This window comes from Streptomyces stoeckheimensis, assembly GCF_045822005.1.
GTDB classification, from domain to species: Bacteria; Actinomycetota; Actinomycetes; order Streptomycetales; family Streptomycetaceae; genus Streptomyces; species Streptomyces stoeckheimensis.
On sequence record NZ_CP169550.1, the window covers coordinates 2,597,622 to 2,613,523 of the forward strand.

Below are 15,902 nucleotides of genomic sequence, written 5' to 3' on the forward strand. Positions count from 1 at the left end.
CGCGCCACCCTACCGGGAGGCCGGGTGACTGTCGGCAAGTAGGATCACCTCTCTGCGGAGGAGACCCCCTTCGCGCCCGGGACTTGAGGGCGCCGGTTGCGACGTCCCGTCTGTTTTCGAGGGATTGATGCTCCGGTGAGCCAGATCGTCGTCAAACGTCCGCCCCGGTCGCTGCCGCCCGAAGTGCCTTCGGACGAACTGAGGCTCGAGGCACCGCCGGAACTTCCCCGGGGGCAGCAGGAGGGCGTGCTGATGCAGCTCCTCCCGATGCTCGGGATGGGCTCGTCCGCCGTGTTCTTCTTCATGCCGGGTGCCGCGCCGTTCATGCGCATCATGGGCGTGCTGATGATGGTGTCGACGGTGGGCATGCTCGTGGCCCAGCTGGTGCGCCACCGGCGCGGTACGCAAGGGCAAATGGCGGATATCCGGCGGGACTACCTCAAGTACCTGGCGCAAACCCGCCGTCAGGTACGGAGGACCGCGCGGGCCCAGCGTGACGCGCAGCTGTATCTGCACCCTGCTCCGGAGCAGTTGTGGTCGGTGGTGGCCGAGGGCTCGCGCTTGTGGGAGCGGCGGGTCGGCGACGCGGACTTCGGGCAGGCCCGGCTGGGGCTGGGCGCGCAGCGCCTGGCGACCCCGCTGGTGGCTCCGGAGACGGCGCCGGTGGACGAACTGGAGCCGCTGACGGCGGGTGCCATGCAGCAGTTCCTGAGGGTGCACTCCTCGCTGGACGGGCTGCCGATGGCGGTGTCGCTGCGGGCGTTCTACCACGTGACGGTGTCCGGGGAGCCGGAGTCGGCGCGGGGCACCGCGCGGGCGCTGGTGGCGCAACTGGCGACGCTGCACTCCCCCGAGGACCTGATGGTGGCCGTGGTGGCCGCACCCGGCGCGGTGGCGGAGTGGGACTGGGTGAAGTGGCTGCCGCACACCCAGCTCCCGGGTCAGATCGACGGGGCGGGCACGAAGCGGCTGTTCGGCGACGACCTCGCCGAGCTGGAGGGGCTGCTCGGTTCCCGGCTGGAGGGGCGGCCCCGGTTCAGCCGGGAGGGCTCCCCGGTGCTGGACCAGCCGCACGTGGTCCTCGTACTGGACTCGGGTTCCCGCGGGGGTCTGGTGCCGCAGGACTCGGTGTTCGCGGCGGCCGAGGGTCTGCAGGGGGTCACCGTCGTCGAGGTGGTGGCGGGCGAGCTGGACGAGGCGCGCGGCGGGCTGTCGGTCGTGGTGCGGCCGGGACGGCTGCGGCTGGAGTCCGGTGCGGGCTTCGCCTACGAGGGTCTGCCGGACACCCTGTCGCTGACGGCGGCCGAGGCGCTGGCCCGGCAGCTGGCGCCGCTGCGGACGGGCGGCGGGGACGAGGACGAGCCGCTGCTGGCCAATCTCGACTTCACCGACCTGCTGAACCTGGGCGACGCGGCCGCGGTGGACGTGGCCCGGACCTGGCGGCCGCGCTCGGCCGGCGAGCGGCTGCGGGTGCCGATCGGGGTGGGCGAGGACGGCTCCCCCGTGATGCTGGACCTGAAGGAGGCCGCGCAGGAGGGCATGGGCCCGCACGGGCTGTGCGTGGGCGCGACCGGTTCGGGCAAGTCGGAGCTGCTGCGCACGCTGGTGCTGGGGCTGGCGGTCACGCACACCTCGGAGACGCTGAACTTCGTGCTCGCCGACTTCAAGGGCGGTGCGACCTTCACCGGGATGGGGCAGATGCCGCACGTCGCGGCGGTCATCACCAACCTGGCGGACGACCTCACGCTCGTGGACCGCATGGGCGACTCGATCCGGGGCGAACTGCAGCGCCGCCAGGAGCTGCTGCGCTCGGCGGGCAATTACGCGAACGTCCACGACTACGAGAAGGCCCGCGCGGCGGGTGCTCCGCTGGAGCCGCTGGCCTCGCTGGTGCTGGTCATCGACGAGTTCTCCGAGCTGCTGACCGCGAAGCCGGACTTCATCGACATGTTCATCCAGATCGGCCGCATCGGCCGGTCGCTGGGCGTACACCTGCTGCTGGCCTCGCAGCGGCTGGAGGAGGGCAAGCTGCGCGGGCTGGACACGTACCTGTCGTACCGGATCGGTCTGCGGACCTTCTCGGCGGCGGAGTCGCGGACCGCGATCGGCGTGCCGGACGCCTACCACCTGCCGTCGGTGCCCGGTTCGGGCTACCTGAAGTTCGGTACGGACGAGATGACGCGCTTCAAGGCCGCGTACGTCTCGGGCACCTACCGCTCGGGCGGGCCCGACCTCTCGGTGGGGCTGTTCCCGGTGGAGCGGCGGCCCGTGCTGTTCACGGCGGCGCCGGTGCCCGTGGTGTACGCGGCTCCGGACCCGGCGTACCTGTCGGCGCGGGCGGCGGAGGCCGAGCGGGCCGGGCAGGGCGACGACGCGCTGGCGGACACGGTGCTGGACGTGATCGTGGGACGGCTGGAGGGGCAGGGGGTGCCGGCGCACCAGGTGTGGCTGCCGCCGCTGGACCAGGCTCCGCCGCTGGACCAGTTGCTGCCGGCGCTGGCGCCGTCGGCGGAGCGCGGGCTGCACGCGGAGGGGTACACGCGGCCGGGCGGTCTGGTCGTACCGCTCGGGCTCATCGACAAGCCGTTCGAGCAGCGGCGCGAGGTGCTGTACCGGGACTTCTCGGGTGCGGCGGGCCACATGATGGTGGTCGGCGGTCCGCAGTCGGGCAAATCCACGCTGATGCGGACGCTGATCTCCTCGTTCGCGCTGACGCACACCCCGCGCGAGGTGCAGTTCTACGGGCTGGACTTCGGCGGCGGCGGTCTGTCCTCGCTGGCCGAACTGCCGCACGTGGGCGGGATCGCGTCCCGGCTGGACCCGGAGCGGGTGCGGCGTACGGTCGCGGAGGTGGCCGGGGTGCTGCGCCGGCGCGAGGAGTTCTTCCGCGCGAACGGCATCGACTCGATCGGCACCTACCGGCGCCGGCGGGCCGTGGGCGAGCTGCCCGGGGAGGCCTGGGGCGACGTGTTCCTGGTCATCGACGGCTGGGGCGGCTTCCGGGGCGAGTACGAGGCCCTGGAGCAGGTCGTCACGGACATCGCGTCCCGCGGCCTGGGATACGGCATCCACGTGGTGATCACGGTCGCCCGGTACATGGAGGTCCGGGCCGCGCTGAAGGACCAGATCCTCAGCCGGCTGGAGCTGCGCCTCGGCGATGTCATGGACTCCGAGTTCGACCGCAAGGTGGCGGCGAACGTCCCGACGGGGATGCCGGGCCGCGGCCAGGTCGCGGAGAAGCTGCACTTCCTGGGCGCGCTGCCGCGGGTCGACGGCTCGCACGCTGCGGATGACCTGTCGGAGGCGACGGCCGCCTTCGTGGACGCCGTGAAGCAGAACTGGACGGGCCAGGCGGCCCCCGGCGTACGGCTGCTGCCGCGGCTGCTCCACGCGGACCAGCTCCCCAAGGGCGGGGAGTACCCGGAGCGCGGGATCGCGATCGGCATCGACGAGACCGAGCTGGAGCCGGTGTTCGTCGACTTCGAGACCGACCCCTTCCTCCTCGTGTTCGGCGAGAGCGAGTCGGGCAAGACGAACCTGCTGCGGCTCATCGCGCAGCGGATCTCGGAGCGCTACGGCCCGGACCGGGCGCGGCTGGTGGTCGGCGACTACCGGCGCAGCCTGCTCGGTGCGCTGCCGGAGGAGCACCTGCTGGAGTACGCGCCGATGGCGAGCTCCCTGCAGATGCACATGGAGGCGCTGGCCGGGGTGTTCGCCCGCCGGCAGCCCCCGCAGGACGTCACTCCGCAGCAGTTGCGCGACCGCAGCTGGTGGACGGGCCCCGACGTGTTCATCATCATCGACGATTTCGACCTGGTGGCCACGAGCCAGGGCAATCCGCTGGCGCAGCTGGTGGAGTTCCTGCCGTTCGCGCGCGACACGGGGGTCCGCTTCATCATCGCGCGCAGTTCGGCGGGTGCCTCGCGGGCGCTGTACGAGCCGTTCATGCAGCGGATCAAGGAGCTGGGCGCGCAGGGCGTGGTGCTGTCCGGCGATCCGTCCGAGGGGGATCTGGTCGGCAACGTGCGGCCGCGTCCCATGCCTGCGGGCCGGGCCTCCTTCGCCTCGCGCAAGCGCGGGACCTCGCTGATCCAGATCGGGCGGATGCCGGGGATGTAGGGCGGTGCGCGGGGGCCAGGGGCCCGGGAGGGTTCTGCAAAGCTCCCCCGCGCGCGGCTGGTCAGCGTCGATAATCGGCAGGATCGCACCACCGAAGGAGAGGCCGCGCATGGGCACTCAGCAGGAGAAGGACGAGCTGTACGGGCTCGACATCAGCGGCGTCGAGTGGGAGGGCCCGCCCGGTACCTCTCCCGACGAGGAGCGGGTCGAGATCGCCCGGCTGCCCGAGGGCGCGGTGGCGATGCGGTCCTCGCTGGACCGGGACACGGTGCTGCGCTACACCGCGGCCGAGTGGGAGGCGTTCGTACTCGGGGCCAGGGACGGGGAGTTCGATCTCGACCGGGAGCCGCCCCGGGAGCCGTAGGGCGCCCCGAGACGGAGGAAGGGGCGCGCCCGGTGCGGGCGCGCCCCTTCTCCTCGTGCTCCTCCGGGTCACCGCGGCGGCGCTGGGCCGTTCCCGGCGGCGCTCCGCGGTGCCGAGGGCCTAGTAGGCCTCGGTGAACAGGCGCGAGGCCTTCACGTCGGTGGCGCGGTAGTCGTTCTTGCCGCGCTCGATCAGGTCCGCGACCAGGCGCAGCTGGGCGCGCATGTGGTCGGCCTTGGCGTTGTACTTGCGCTGCAGCTCGACGTACTGGGCGTGCGCCTCGCCGTCCCAGGTGTCGGTGACGACCGTCAGGGCCGCACCCATCTCGTCGAGGTCCTTCTTGATGTTGTCCGAGACGATGCGGATGCGGTCCGCCATCACCTGGACGCTCTCGTACTGGACCTTGGTGTGCCCGTCGTTCGCGGTCATGCTCTTCTCCTTCGCACGGGGCGGGGCAGGTGGGTGAGGAAGTGGGTCAGATCCCGTTCAGCGCGGAGGTGTTGCCGCCGCCGCTGGACGCCTTGACCGTCTGGAACGCCGAGACCACGTCGTCGTCCTGCGCGTTGCTCAGGTTCTTGGTCTGCCCGACCGCGTTGTGCAGGACGCCGAGCAGCCGGCGGATCTCGTCGTGGTCCTCGTTGACGACGGTCTGCGCGGAGGTGAACCCCGACGCACCCACACCGGTCCAGCCCGCACTGACGGTGGCGAGGATGTCCGCCAGCTCCCGGGACTGCCGGGTGACGCTGTCGGCGGTCTCCGAAATCTTGTTCAGTGCCTGCTTTACCGGGTCATCAGCGAGTCCGAAATTGTTGGTCATCCGAAGCTCCTCATCTCTCAATTCGCCAGACAGAACCGGCGGATCGCGCGGCGGAGCGGTGCTTCGAGGAGGCGGTTTTCAGCCACGCGCCCCCGGATCCCCTCCGCTTCACACACCATCCCCGATCACAGTCGTGAAGCCTCCGATCACTGTAGTCAGTTGATCGGCCTTACCCAACACAGCCCTTTGGGATCTGTTGATGAACCGTGACACCGTTCACAGCAAACGGCGCCGTCGGTTCCGGGCGTCCCGGACCACCGTGGCGGTACCGGCGATCACGGCGATGAGCACGCCGCCGATCCCCAGCGCGTACGTGCCGAGCCGCTCGTCGCGTTCGCGCGCCGTCTCGCTCGTGGGCATCGCGGCCGGTTCCGGGGCCGCCGCGCGGGGCGGTCCGGGGTCCGGTACGGGCGCCTTGGGGGGCTCCGCCCCCGCGGCGGACTGGGTGAGCGCGCGGACCGGGTCGACCACGCCCCAGCCCACGTAGTCGTCGTGGCCGTTGACGGAGCGCTCCGCGGTGTTCTGGAGCTGCCAGACCACTTCCTGCGCCGTCCACTGCGGGTGCTTGGCGCGCAGCAGGGCGGCGACCCCTGCCACGTAGGGAGCGGAGAAGCTGGTGCCGTTGTCCACGCACTGGCCGAAACCGGGGACGGTGGAGACCATGTCGACCCCGGGCGCCGCGATGCCGACGAAGGAGCCGGGCTGGGAGAAGGCGGCGCGCTCGTTGTTGCGGTCCGAGGAGCCCACGGCCAGGACTCCCGGGAAGGCCGCCGGGTAGGTGGGGCGCTTCTTCCCGGTCAGGCCGTCGTTGCCCGCCGAGGCGACGACGACCACGTTGGCCTCCACGGCCTTCTTGATGGCCTGGCCGAGCTTGGAGTCCTGGGTCATCGGCACCTCGGTGTCCTGCGAGATGTTGATGACCTGCGCACCCTTGGCCACCGCGTGCGTGATGGCCTCGCTCAGGGTCTCGGCGTTGCCGTTGCCCTGCCCGTCGTTCTGCCGGATCGGGATGATCGTGGCCTCGGGAGCGAGCCCGACGAAGCCGGTACCGGGCTTCGGGCGGGCCGCGATCAGCCCGGCGACCTTGGTGCCGTGCCCGACGGTGTCCTCGGTGCCGTCCCCCTTGGCGTCGAGGAAGTCCCGGCCGGCCCCGATGTCGAGGGCATCGCTGAGCTGCGGGTTGACCCGGTCGACGCCGGTGTCGATGACGGCCACGCGGACGCTCTTGCCGTCCTTGGAGCGGCCCTTGGTCTCCGCCCAGAGCTCGTCGAGCAGCAGGCGCTGGAGCGCCCAGGGCCGGTCCTCTATCTGCTTCCTCATCGGGAAGGTGCACTCGCCGGCGCCCGCGAGGCGCAGGGGGTACGGGGTCTCGCGGGCGCTCCCGTACGAGGGCTGCGGCGCGGCCCCCAGGGTGAGGGCGGCCGCCGCCAGCAGGGCGGCGAGGGCGGGCTTCGCTGTGCTCGGCATCACGAACCCTGGGGCTGGCGGGCGGAGTTGCTGTCGAGTCGGGGCCCCTTGGAGAGGAACTCCGACCAGGCGATGGGCACCGACACCGGGACCACGTTCGCGTATCCGAGCCGGGCCTGCGCCTGGCTCGGCGCGGGGCGGCCGTCGGAGGTGGCGGGCCCGCCCTGGCCGGAACTCGCGCTCGGTCCGGGTGAGGGCTGGGCCGCGTCGCTGTCGCCGTTGGCCTGGACGGCGTACCGCAGGCCGGTGTCGGTGACCAGGAAGAGCGCCCCGCCCGCGGTGGTCTGGCGGCCCTGCGTCTGGGTGTAGAGGAGGCCGGTGCCCGGGGTGACGTAGGCGCTCGTGCCGGTGGCGGTGATGTCGACCGGGAATCCGGTGCCGGCCCAGGTGCTCAGCGTCTGACGGCCCTGGGCGTCGACCGAGCGCAGCACGCTGCAGACGGTGTCGCGGGCGCCGTCCGCGGGGGTGGCGCCGGTGGCGCGGACCTCGTTGATCCGGTCGGTCTTCTTCAGCGGCCACTTCGCGTCGCCCTTGAAGGGCGTGCGGTCCGGGTTGATGGACTGGAGGTCCACCTCGTGGGGCTTGCCGTGCATGTCCAGCCGGTCGGTCGCGGGCGAGGAGATCATCAGCCAGGCGACGAAGTCGGAGACGGGGACGACCTTGCCGGGCACCACCAGGTAGTGCTGCGCACCCGCACCGGTCACGGCCTTCAGCACCATGCCGACCTTGTCGTCGGCGCTGGCCAGCCCCTTGACCCCGGCGGCCGTCCCGGCCTTGGCGCCCGGCAGTTCGGGGAAAGCCAGGTCGTCGCCGGAGCCGAGGGTGGCCAGCCACTCCTCCGTGACCGGCTGCGGGACGGAGCTGCCGCCGACGAGGGCGTTGGTCATGGTGCGCGCGTCCGCGGTGCCCTCGGGGAACTTGTACTTCATGCCCGCCGCGTCGACGAGGTAGCGGGCCCTGCCCGTGCCGGTGCTCTGGACGTACAGGGCCTGGGAGTCGGAGAGCCGGCGCCCGTCGTCCATCAGCTTCGCCTCGCGGTCGGCCAGGACGAAGGCGGCCGTCTGCACGCCCTTGCCGTTGCCGCCGGGCTGCTGGCAGACGGCCCAGCGCTTGGCCTTGCCCGCCTCCGCGGGGGCGGGCAGCCGGTCGGGGGCGTACGGGATGCCGATGATGGGGCCGCGCGGGAGCTTGCCCGCGTCCAGCACCTTGTCCTCGACCTGGACGACCTTGGCCTTGGACGGGTCGAGCAGAAGCCGGGCGGAGGCGAGGTTGAGCACCGGGTGCAGGCGGGTCTGGTCCTTGCCGTCGACCTTGGTGGTCAGGACGACGTAGCGGGTCGTCGAATCCTTGCCGACGATGACGTGGTCACCGGGAGTGTCCCAGCCCTTGGGAGCCGTCGGCTTGAACATCCCCCAGGCCCCGAAGGCGGCGAGGACGAGCGCCGCGGTGATCACACCGGGCAGAACGGCGCGCAACGGTCGCGGAGCGCCCTCCTCCGACCCGCTCGCGGAAGGCTGAAGGAACGCGGCCACCGTGCGTCGCTTCGCAAAGGTGTACGCGTTGAGCTCGTCACGTCGTGAGGCCATGGCCGCCTGATTCTCCCCGCACGGCCCGGTCGGTGGGTACGGTCTCCGGGCCTCTATTGTCCGACCGGCCACCTACTATGCCTCTTGACGGAGGGTGGGTGGGGGCCGGGTAGGGTGAGGCAGCCGCCCCACGCCTTCCGGGCCGGGGGAAACAGGGGTGTTGGGGCGGATTGGGGAGATTCCGGGGGCGAGCGGCCGGCTGTCGCGCGTGCTGCCGGGGCTCAGGGGTACGAACCCCGGAAAGGTGAGGTGCGCGAGTGATGGCCACTGCCGTGAGGCCGCGGACCGGGGCGCCCGCACCCGCGCCCGCCGGAGTGACGCCGCATCCGAAGTCCGGCCCGGGGCGTTTCGGGCCGTTCCGATTGCAACAACTCGTGCTCCTCCAGGTCGCCGCGGCGGCCCTGTTGGCCGCCTGGGTGGTGGAGCCGCTGCTGCTGGCGCCGGCCGGTGTGCTCGCCCTGATCCTCGTCCTGCTCGCCGTCGTCCGCAGGCACCGGCGCTCGCTGCCCGAGTGGATCGGCGGCGCGCTGGCGCTGCGCGCACGGCGCCGCCGGGCCGCCGCCACCGCGGTGCCGGCCGGCACGGAGCCGGGGCTGGCCCCGCTCGTCGAGGCCGAACCGGCGTTGCGGACGCTCACGTTCAGCGAGCGGGAACGCGAGCGGGAGCGGGGGCGTGACCGGCGGCCCGTCGGAATGGTCGGCGACGGCACCTTCCTGACCGCGGTGGTCCAGGTCGACATGGACGCCACCGCGCTGCGGCCCGACCGGGCGGCGCGGCCGCTGCCGCTGGCCCTCGTACGGGGCGTCCTCGAAGTGGACGGCATCCGGCTGGAGTCCGCGCAGGTCGTGCAGCACACCCAGCCGGCGCCCGCGCCCCACCTGCCGGCCCAGTCGATGGCCACGCGCAACTACGCCCCGCTCCAGGCCCTGACCGGGAGTCCGGCGGTGCGCCTCACCTGGATCGCGCTCAAACTGGATCCGGAGCTCTGCCCCGACGCCGTCACCGCGCGCGGCGGCGGGCTGCCGGGTGCGCAGCGGTGTCTGGTGCGGGTCGCGGACCAGTTGGCGAGCAGGCTCGCGGGGGCCGGTTTCCACGCGACGGTGCTCACGGAGCAGGAGCTGACGGGCGCGCTGGCCACGTCCTCCTGCGCGAACCCGATGGCGATCACCCAGGCCGGGCGGTCGGCGGCCACGGGGCGGCGCACCGAGGAGACCCCGCGGACCTGGCGCTGCGACGACCGGCGGCACACCACGTACTGGATCAGCCGCTGGCCCCAGTTGGGCGGGAGCGGGGCGGGACTTCCGCAGTTCGTCGCGCTGTTGACCTCACTGCCGGCGCTGGCGACGAACTTCAGCCTGACGATGACCCCGGCGGCTCGGCACGAGGTCACGCTGACCGGGCACGTACGGGTCACCGGACGCAGCGACGAGGAACTGGTCGCGGCGCGGCGCGGACTGGAACAGACGGCTCGGGGAGTCAAGGCCGGACTGGTGCGGCTGGACCGGGAGCAGGTGCCGGGGCTGCTGGCGTCGCTGCCGCTGGGAGGAGCGCGATGAGGGGCGTTGGCTCTACGAGGCGTTCGGCGCGGGGTTCGGCTGCGCCTTCCGCAGCGGCGTCCGCCGCGGTGCCGGCGCCGAGCCCGGGGGCCCGGACATCGGTGCGGGGCGGCTTCGGGCTGGTCGGCCCGCGCCGGGAGCGGCACGTGCTCCAGGCGGCGGAGCTGGACGCGCTCGCCCTGCCCATCGGGGACGACGGGGTCGTCATCGGCGTGGACTCGGGGGGCCGCCCGGCGGTCCTCGGCGTCAACCGGCCGACACCGTACGAGGTCACGCTGATCGGCGGCCTGTGGACGGCGCAGGTCCTGGCCCTGCGGGCGGCCGCCACGGGGGCGCGGGTGACGGTGGAGACCGGGCGCGGCCAGGTGTGGTCCGGGCTCGCGCAGGCCGCGGGCGGCGGTCAGCAGTGCGTGACCCTGCACGACGTGGGCCGGGTGCCGCCGCAGGGCGCGTCGGCGGGCAGTCCGGTCCTGGTGATCCGCGACTGCGGCATGCGGCCGCCGCGGGGCCGTGTGGCGGCCGGGCCCTGGCAGTCGGTCCTGACCCTGCTCCCGTACCTGAGCCCGGCGGCTCCCCGCCTGGTGCGCAACGCCTCCCTGGTCGGCATCCAGCGGGTCTCCCCGGACGAGGCGGAGCAACTCGGCCGCCTGATGCGGCTGCCCGCGGCGGCGGTGGAGTCCCTGCCGACGCTGGGCGACGGGGTCACGCTGTGGTGCACCGAGCGGGACCGCCAGTTCGTGATGACCCAGCCGACGGACGCCGAAACGGGCCTGCTGGGCCCGGCCCGACGCATCGACTGAGCCCTGGGGGCCGGCTGGCCGGGGGTCGCGCATGCCGCGCAGCCCCGCCCGTGCGGACAGGCTGAAACCGGGGTGTCGCGGGGTTCATCCTCACGGGGGACCCGGGGTCGCGGGGCGGGCACTCGGGAGGTACCGGTTCGAGGGATACGACTCGGGGGTCCCGGCCGGGTGATCTGCGCGGACGGGCACTCGGGAACTCCACGGCCCGGCAGTCCGCCAGACAGGCGGTCCGGGAACCAGTCGCCGTGGTGAGCGACCCAGATCGGGCGGAGTCGGCACGACCGTGGAAGCGACCGGCCGACGGACCGTCAACGTGCGGGCCGCTGAGCAGCGGGCCTGGAACCGGCAGACCGGCGCTCTGAAAGGCAAGCCTGGAACCCGTAGGCCGATCCGAACGGGCCCGGGTGCCGACAGGCCAAGGGCAGGCAGGACCGGATCCGGCAGGCCCGGAAGCACCAGCGCCCGTACGGGCAGAGCAAGAACGACAGGCCGAACCGAACAAGCCCCGAGAGCGACGGGCCAAGGCGAGGCAAGCCCCGCACTGGCAGCGCCGGGATCGGCAGGCCCGGACCAGGCAGCGCTGGCATAGGCAGACCAGGAACCTGCTGGCCGAGCCGAACTGGCCCAGGGCGGACGAGCCAAGAGCAGGTAGGCACCCGAACTGGCCCGGGGTGGGCGAGCCAAGAGCGGGTAGGCACCCGCACCGGCGGGACCCGAACCGGCTGCGCCGGGACGGGCAGGCCGGAGGCCCGTGGCGCTGGGGCGGGCAAGGTCTCAAGGGCGCGCCGGGAAGTGCGGACGGGTTGGGGACCCACAGGGCGGGAACAGGTGAGCTGGGGACCGACACGCGAGCGGCGGCCGGGTAAGGGCCGGCACGCAACGGCCGTGCTCCTCCAGCGGCAGGGCGCGACGGGCAGGCCGGGAGCGGGGTGCCATGGCGGTGCACCGGGCCGGAGGGCGCGGTCGTCGCGGTCCGCCGGGCCCGAGGGCGCAGCCGTCGCGGTGCACCGAGCCCGAGGGCGCAGCCGTCGCGGTGCACCGGGCCCGAGGGCGCGGTCGTCGCGGTCCGCCGGGCCCGAGGGCGCGGTCGTCGCGGTGCACCGGGCCCGAGGGCGCGGTCGTCGCGGTGCACCGGGCCCGAGGGCGCAGCCGTGGCGGTGCACCGGGCCGGAGGGCGCGGCCATGGCGGTGCACCGGGCCCGAGGGCGCGGTCGTCGTGGTGTGCCCGGCCGGAGGGGGATGGGATTGGCCGGGGATGCGGCCGTACGGGCAGGATGGGGGCGGCTCGCAGCCCGCGGTCGGCCTCGGGTACGGGCAGGCGGGGGCGGATACCGGCTGCGGGACCCGATTAGGCTGGGCGGCGGCGTGGCGCGGTGGGACGCCAAACCAGTGTTCGACATACCAGGAGGACCAGTGAGCGGCGATCGGAACGAGAGGCGCGGCGGGACGTGGGACGTCCCGACGGACGATCAGTCCGACGCGGAGCCCGAGCTGACGGGCGAGTTCACCATCGACTACACCCCGCCGGCCTGGTACACGCAGGGCGCGGCTCCGGCCGCCGCCGCGATCCCGGGCCTGCCCGAGGGCAGCGGCTTCGAGCCCCATCGGCCGCCGTCGGACCTGGAGACCCCTCCGACGATGCGCATCGCTCCGCCGGCTGCGGCTCCGGCTCCGGCTCCGCACGCGGCGCCGAACGCACAGGCGCCTGTCTCGGCCGTGCCGTACCCGGGCACCCCCGACGCACCCACGGCCCTGACCGCGGACTCCGCGGCCGCACCGTACGCTCCGGCCGCCGGCACTTCCGCCCCGCCGTACCCCTCGGTCCCGGGCACTGCTGTTCCGCCCTACCCGCCTGCCCCGGGCACCGGACTGCCGTCGTACCCGTCCGCCCCGGACGCCGCCGGGCCGTCGTACCCGTCCGCCCCGGACGGTCCCGCACCCGACGCCGCCCGACCGCCCTACCCGTCCGCCCCGGACAGTCCCGCACCCGACGCCGCCCGACCGGCGCACCCGTCCGCTCCGGACGGCCCCGCCTCGCCCCAGACACCGGCCCCCGGCACCGGATTGCCGTGGCGCCCGGCGGACGCGGGTGCCGAACTGCCGTCGAGGCCGTCGGCTCCCGACAGCGCCGCCCCGGCCTACGAGCCGGCCCGGGACTCGGCGGCTCCGGAGACTTCCGCACCGACCCCGGACACCACCCTGCCGCCGGTCGCGCCGGCCCACGCCCCGAGCCCGGACAGCGAGCTGCCGCCGTACCCGGGTGCGCCGGTCCCCTCGCACGCACCGGCCTCGCACGCACCGGCCTCGGACGGGCCCGCTCCGCAGTCCGCCGCGCCCGCCGACCAGGTGTGGGGCCCGCAGGCCCCGGTCGGTCCGGGTTCCGGGGGTGCCGCCGGTCCGGCGGGCGAGCAGGCCTCGCCGGGCGAGCCGTTCGCAGCGGAGGCGCAGTCGGGCGGGGGTCTGCCCGATGGGGACCCGTACGCATCCCGGCCGGACGCACCGGCTCCGCACGCCGCCCAGCCGCCGTACGAGAACCCCGCGCCGCCCGCCGTCGTGCGGACGCCCACTCCCCCCGAGGGGACGGTCATTCCGGCGCCGCGCGCGGCGGACACGTTCGAGGGATCCGCCGGAGCCGACCCGGCGTCCGGCACCGAACTCCCGCGGTGGCCTTCGGAATTGACCTCGCCCCCGAGGGCTCAGGGGTCCCCCGATCCTCAAGCCGGGTACGACATCCCGCCGCCGGCCCAGGCCCGGCCTCGGCCCCAGACGCCCGATGCCGGGTACGGATTCCCGCCCGCGCAGCCCCACCAGCCCCAGCCCCAGCAGCCGCAACAGCCGCAACAGCCCCAGCAGTACGCCGACCCCCTCGGCGGCCAGTGGCAGCAAGGCCCCCCCGGGCCGCAGGGCCCGCACGGGCACGATCCCCGCTACGGCGCCCCCCAGCCCTCCGGCGGAGCCCCCCTCGGGTACACCGCGGCCGTCGAGCTGTCCTCCGACCGCCTGCTCCGCGGCAAGCAGAAGGCCAAGAGCGGCAACAACGCCTCCGGAGGCGGCGGCCTGTTCCGCTTCGGCGGCAAGGCGGCCGAAGCGGAGCGGCGCCGCAAGCTGGAGCTGATCCGCACGCCGGTCATGTCCTGCTACCGCATCGCCGTCATCAGCCTCAAGGGCGGCGTCGGCAAGACCACGACCACCACCGCCCTCGGCGCGACCCTCGCCACGGAGCGCCAGGACAAGATCCTGGCCATCGACGCGAACCCCGACGCCGGCACCCTCGGCCGTCGCGTGCGCCGCGAGACCGGGGCCACGATCCGGGACCTGGTCCAGGCGATCCCGTACCTGAACTCGTACATGGACATCCGCCGGTTCACCTCCCAGGCCCCCTCCGGGCTGGAGATCATCGCCAACGACGTGGATCCGGCCGTCTCCACGGCCTTCAACGACGAGGACTACCGGCGGGTCATCGAGACCCTCGGGCGCCAGTACCCGATCATCCTCACCGACTCGGGCACCGGTCTCCTCTACTCCGCCATGCGCGGGGTCCTGGACCTGGCCGATCAGCTGATCATCATCTCGACCCCGTCGGTGGACGGCGCGAGCAGCGCCAGCACCACCCTCGACTGGCTCTCCGCGCACGGGTACGCCGACCTCGTCTCGCGCTCCCTCACGGTGATCTCCGGGGTCCGCGAGACCGCCAAGATGATCAAGGTCGAGGACATCGTGCGGCACTTCGAGACCCGCTGCCGCGGCGTCGTCGTCGTCCCGTTCGACGACCACCTCGCGGCCGGCGCCGAGGTCGACCTCGACATGCTCCGGCCCAAGACGCGCGAGGCCTACTTCAACCTCTCCGCCCTGGTCGCCGAGGACTTCATCCGCGCCCAGCAGCAAGCGCCCCCGAACCACTGGGGCCAGCCCCAGCCGCCCCAGCAGCCCCACCCGCAGCAGCAGCCGCCGCCGCATCCTCACCAGCACCAGCACCAGCAGCCGCAGCCCACGTACGGGCAGCAGCCCTACCCCACCTCCGGCCAGCCCTGGCCCCAGCAGCCCGGTCAGCCCCAGCCCGGCGGGCCCCCGCGCGACCCGCGGCTGGGCTGACGCAGCCGGGACACGCACGAGGGCCCGTACCGCCCCGGAATCCCCGGGACGGTACGGGCCCTCGCCCGTCGTTCAGCCGCTCGTCGGCGCGTCAGCGCTCCGCGTCGTACGAGTCCGTCAGGACCCGCGCGCGCTTCACGTCGTCGGCGATGGCCTCCAGCAGCCCGTCCAGCGACTCGAACTTCGCCATCCCGCGCACGTAGGCGAGGAAGTCCACGGCCACGTGCATGCCGTACAGGTCCAGCCCGACCCGGTCGATCGCGTACGCCTCCACGGTCCGCTCGGTCGCGTCGAACTGCACGTTCGTGCCGACCGAGATCGCCGCCGGCATCCGCTCGCCGTCCGCCGTCAGCCAGCCCGCGTACACCCCGTCGGCCGGGATCGCGGTGTGCGGCTGCGTCTCCACGTTCGCCGTCGGGTAGCCGAGCTCGCGCCCGCGCTGCGCACCGCGCACCACGACGCCTTCGACCCGGTGCGGGCGGCCCAGGATCTCGGCCGCACCGTCCATGTCGCCCTGCGCCACGAGCTTGCGCGCCAGCGTGGAGGAGAACGGCACGCCGCCGCCCGCCTCGCCGCGCTCGACCAGGTCCACGACCTCGACCTCGTAGTCGTAGGTGGCGCCGAGCCGCCGCAGGAACTCGACGTTGCCGGCGGCCTTGTGGCCGAAGCGGAAGTTCGGTCCCTCGATCACCGCCACCGCGTGCAGCTTGTCGACGAGCACCTTCACGATGAAGTCGGCCGGGGACAGCTGCGAGAACTCCGCCGTGAAGGGCAGGATCAGCAGCGCGTCCACGCCCAGCCCGGCCATCAGCTCGGCGCGCCGGTCGTACGGGGCCAGGATCGGCGGGTGGCTGCCGGGGCGGACGACCTCGCTCGGGTGCGGGCTGAAGGTGACGACGACGGAGGGGACGCCGAGCTCGCGGGCCTTGGCGACGGCCCGTCCGATGATCAGCTGATGACCCCGGTGGACGCCGTCGTAGGAGCCGATGGTGACGACACCGCGCCCCCAGTCCTGGGGGATGTCCTCCAAGCCACGCCAGCGCTGCACTGTGACCGCTCCTCGCCCGAACCCTGTAGGCCCTGTCCTGGTTGCCGATTGCA

Annotated in this window: 10 protein-coding genes; 5 read left to right on the forward strand and 5 right to left on the reverse strand. The window is 73.6% G+C overall.

Annotation, left to right across the window (positions count from 1 at the left end):
• Positions 1–135: 135 nt before the first annotated feature.
• The gene (gene eccCa, locus ACE1OC_RS11665; RefSeq protein WP_407836971.1) at positions 136–4,119 is read left to right on the forward strand and encodes a type VII secretion protein EccCa; all 3,984 of its coding nucleotides are present in this window, start codon (positions 136–138) and stop codon (positions 4,117–4,119) included.
• Between the two features lie 109 nt (positions 4,120–4,228).
• Positions 4,229–4,483 carry a DUF397 domain-containing protein gene (locus ACE1OC_RS11670; RefSeq protein ID WP_407836972.1) on the forward strand — a complete coding sequence of 85 codons (255 nt, stop codon included), beginning with the start codon at positions 4,229–4,231 and terminating at the stop codon, positions 4,481–4,483.
• A gap of 120 nt (positions 4,484–4,603) precedes the next feature.
• On the opposite strand, the gene ACE1OC_RS11675 is transcribed toward ACE1OC_RS11670, so the two are convergent.
• From ACE1OC_RS11675 to eccB, 4 genes are all read right to left on the reverse strand, one after another.
• Positions 4,604–4,912 carry a WXG100 family type VII secretion target gene (locus ACE1OC_RS11675; RefSeq protein ID WP_407836973.1) on the reverse strand — a complete coding sequence of 103 codons (309 nt, stop codon included), beginning with the start codon at positions 4,910–4,912 and terminating at the stop codon, positions 4,604–4,606.
• A 46-nt stretch (positions 4,913–4,958) separates the two neighbouring features.
• Positions 4,959–5,300, reverse strand: coding sequence for a WXG100 family type VII secretion target (locus tag ACE1OC_RS11680; RefSeq protein ID WP_250749227.1), 342 nt, complete (start codon positions 5,298–5,300; stop codon positions 4,959–4,961).
• Positions 5,301–5,516: 216 nt separating this feature from the next.
• The gene (gene mycP, locus ACE1OC_RS11685; protein ID WP_407836974.1) at positions 5,517–6,767 is read right to left on the reverse strand and encodes a type VII secretion-associated serine protease mycosin; all 1,251 of its coding nucleotides are present in this window, start codon (positions 6,765–6,767) and stop codon (positions 5,517–5,519) included.
• Positions 6,767–8,353, reverse strand: a complete 1,587-nt coding sequence (gene eccB / locus ACE1OC_RS11690; protein ID WP_407836975.1) for a type VII secretion protein EccB — start codon at positions 8,351–8,353, stop codon at positions 6,767–6,769. Before eccB ends, mycP begins: the two co-directional genes overlap by 1 nt.
• Positions 8,354–8,613: 260 nt before the next feature.
• Here eccB and eccE point away from each other — a divergent pair, with 260 nt between their 5' ends.
• From eccE to ACE1OC_RS11705, 3 genes are all read left to right on the forward strand, one after another.
• Complete coding sequence (eccE, locus tag ACE1OC_RS11695) at positions 8,614–9,909, forward strand: type VII secretion protein EccE (RefSeq protein ID WP_407836976.1); 1,296 nt, start codon at positions 8,614–8,616, stop codon at positions 9,907–9,909.
• A complete protein-coding gene (locus ACE1OC_RS11700) occupies positions 9,906–10,709 on the forward strand; it encodes a hypothetical protein (protein ID WP_407836977.1) in 804 nt (267 codons plus the stop codon). Before eccE ends, ACE1OC_RS11700 begins: the two co-directional genes overlap by 4 nt.
• Positions 10,710–12,122: 1,413 nt before the next feature.
• Complete coding sequence (locus ACE1OC_RS11705) at positions 12,123–14,801, forward strand: SCO5717 family growth-regulating ATPase (RefSeq protein WP_407836978.1); 2,679 nt, start codon at positions 12,123–12,125, stop codon at positions 14,799–14,801.
• 91 nt (positions 14,802–14,892) lie between these two features.
• On the opposite strand, the gene ACE1OC_RS11710 is transcribed toward ACE1OC_RS11705, so the two are convergent.
• Entirely contained in the window at positions 14,893–15,849 is a 957-nt protein-coding gene (locus ACE1OC_RS11710; RefSeq protein ID WP_407836979.1) for a bifunctional riboflavin kinase/FAD synthetase, read from the reverse strand.
• Between the last annotated feature and the right edge of the window lie 53 nt (positions 15,850–15,902).

Coding starts and splice junctions, on each gene's coding strand:
- ACE1OC_RS11675 (WP_407836973.1), bottom strand. CDS start 4,912: ATGACCGCGAACGACGGGCACACCAAGGTCCAGTACGAGAGCGTCCAG.
- ACE1OC_RS11680 (WP_250749227.1), bottom strand. CDS start 5,300: ATGACCAACAATTTCGGACTCGCTGATGACCCGGTAAAGCAGGCACTG.
- eccE (WP_407836976.1), top strand. CDS start 8,614: ATGGCCACTGCCGTGAGGCCGCGGACCGGGGCGCCCGCACCCGCGCCC.
- eccB (WP_407836975.1), bottom strand. CDS start 8,353: ATGGCCTCACGACGTGACGAGCTCAACGCGTACACCTTTGCGAAGCGA.
- ACE1OC_RS11670 (WP_407836972.1), top strand. CDS start 4,229: ATGGGCACTCAGCAGGAGAAGGACGAGCTGTACGGGCTCGACATCAGC.
- ACE1OC_RS11700 (WP_407836977.1), top strand. CDS start 9,906: ATGAGGGGCGTTGGCTCTACGAGGCGTTCGGCGCGGGGTTCGGCTGCG.
- mycP (WP_407836974.1), bottom strand. CDS start 6,767: ATGCCGAGCACAGCGAAGCCCGCCCTCGCCGCCCTGCTGGCGGCGGCC.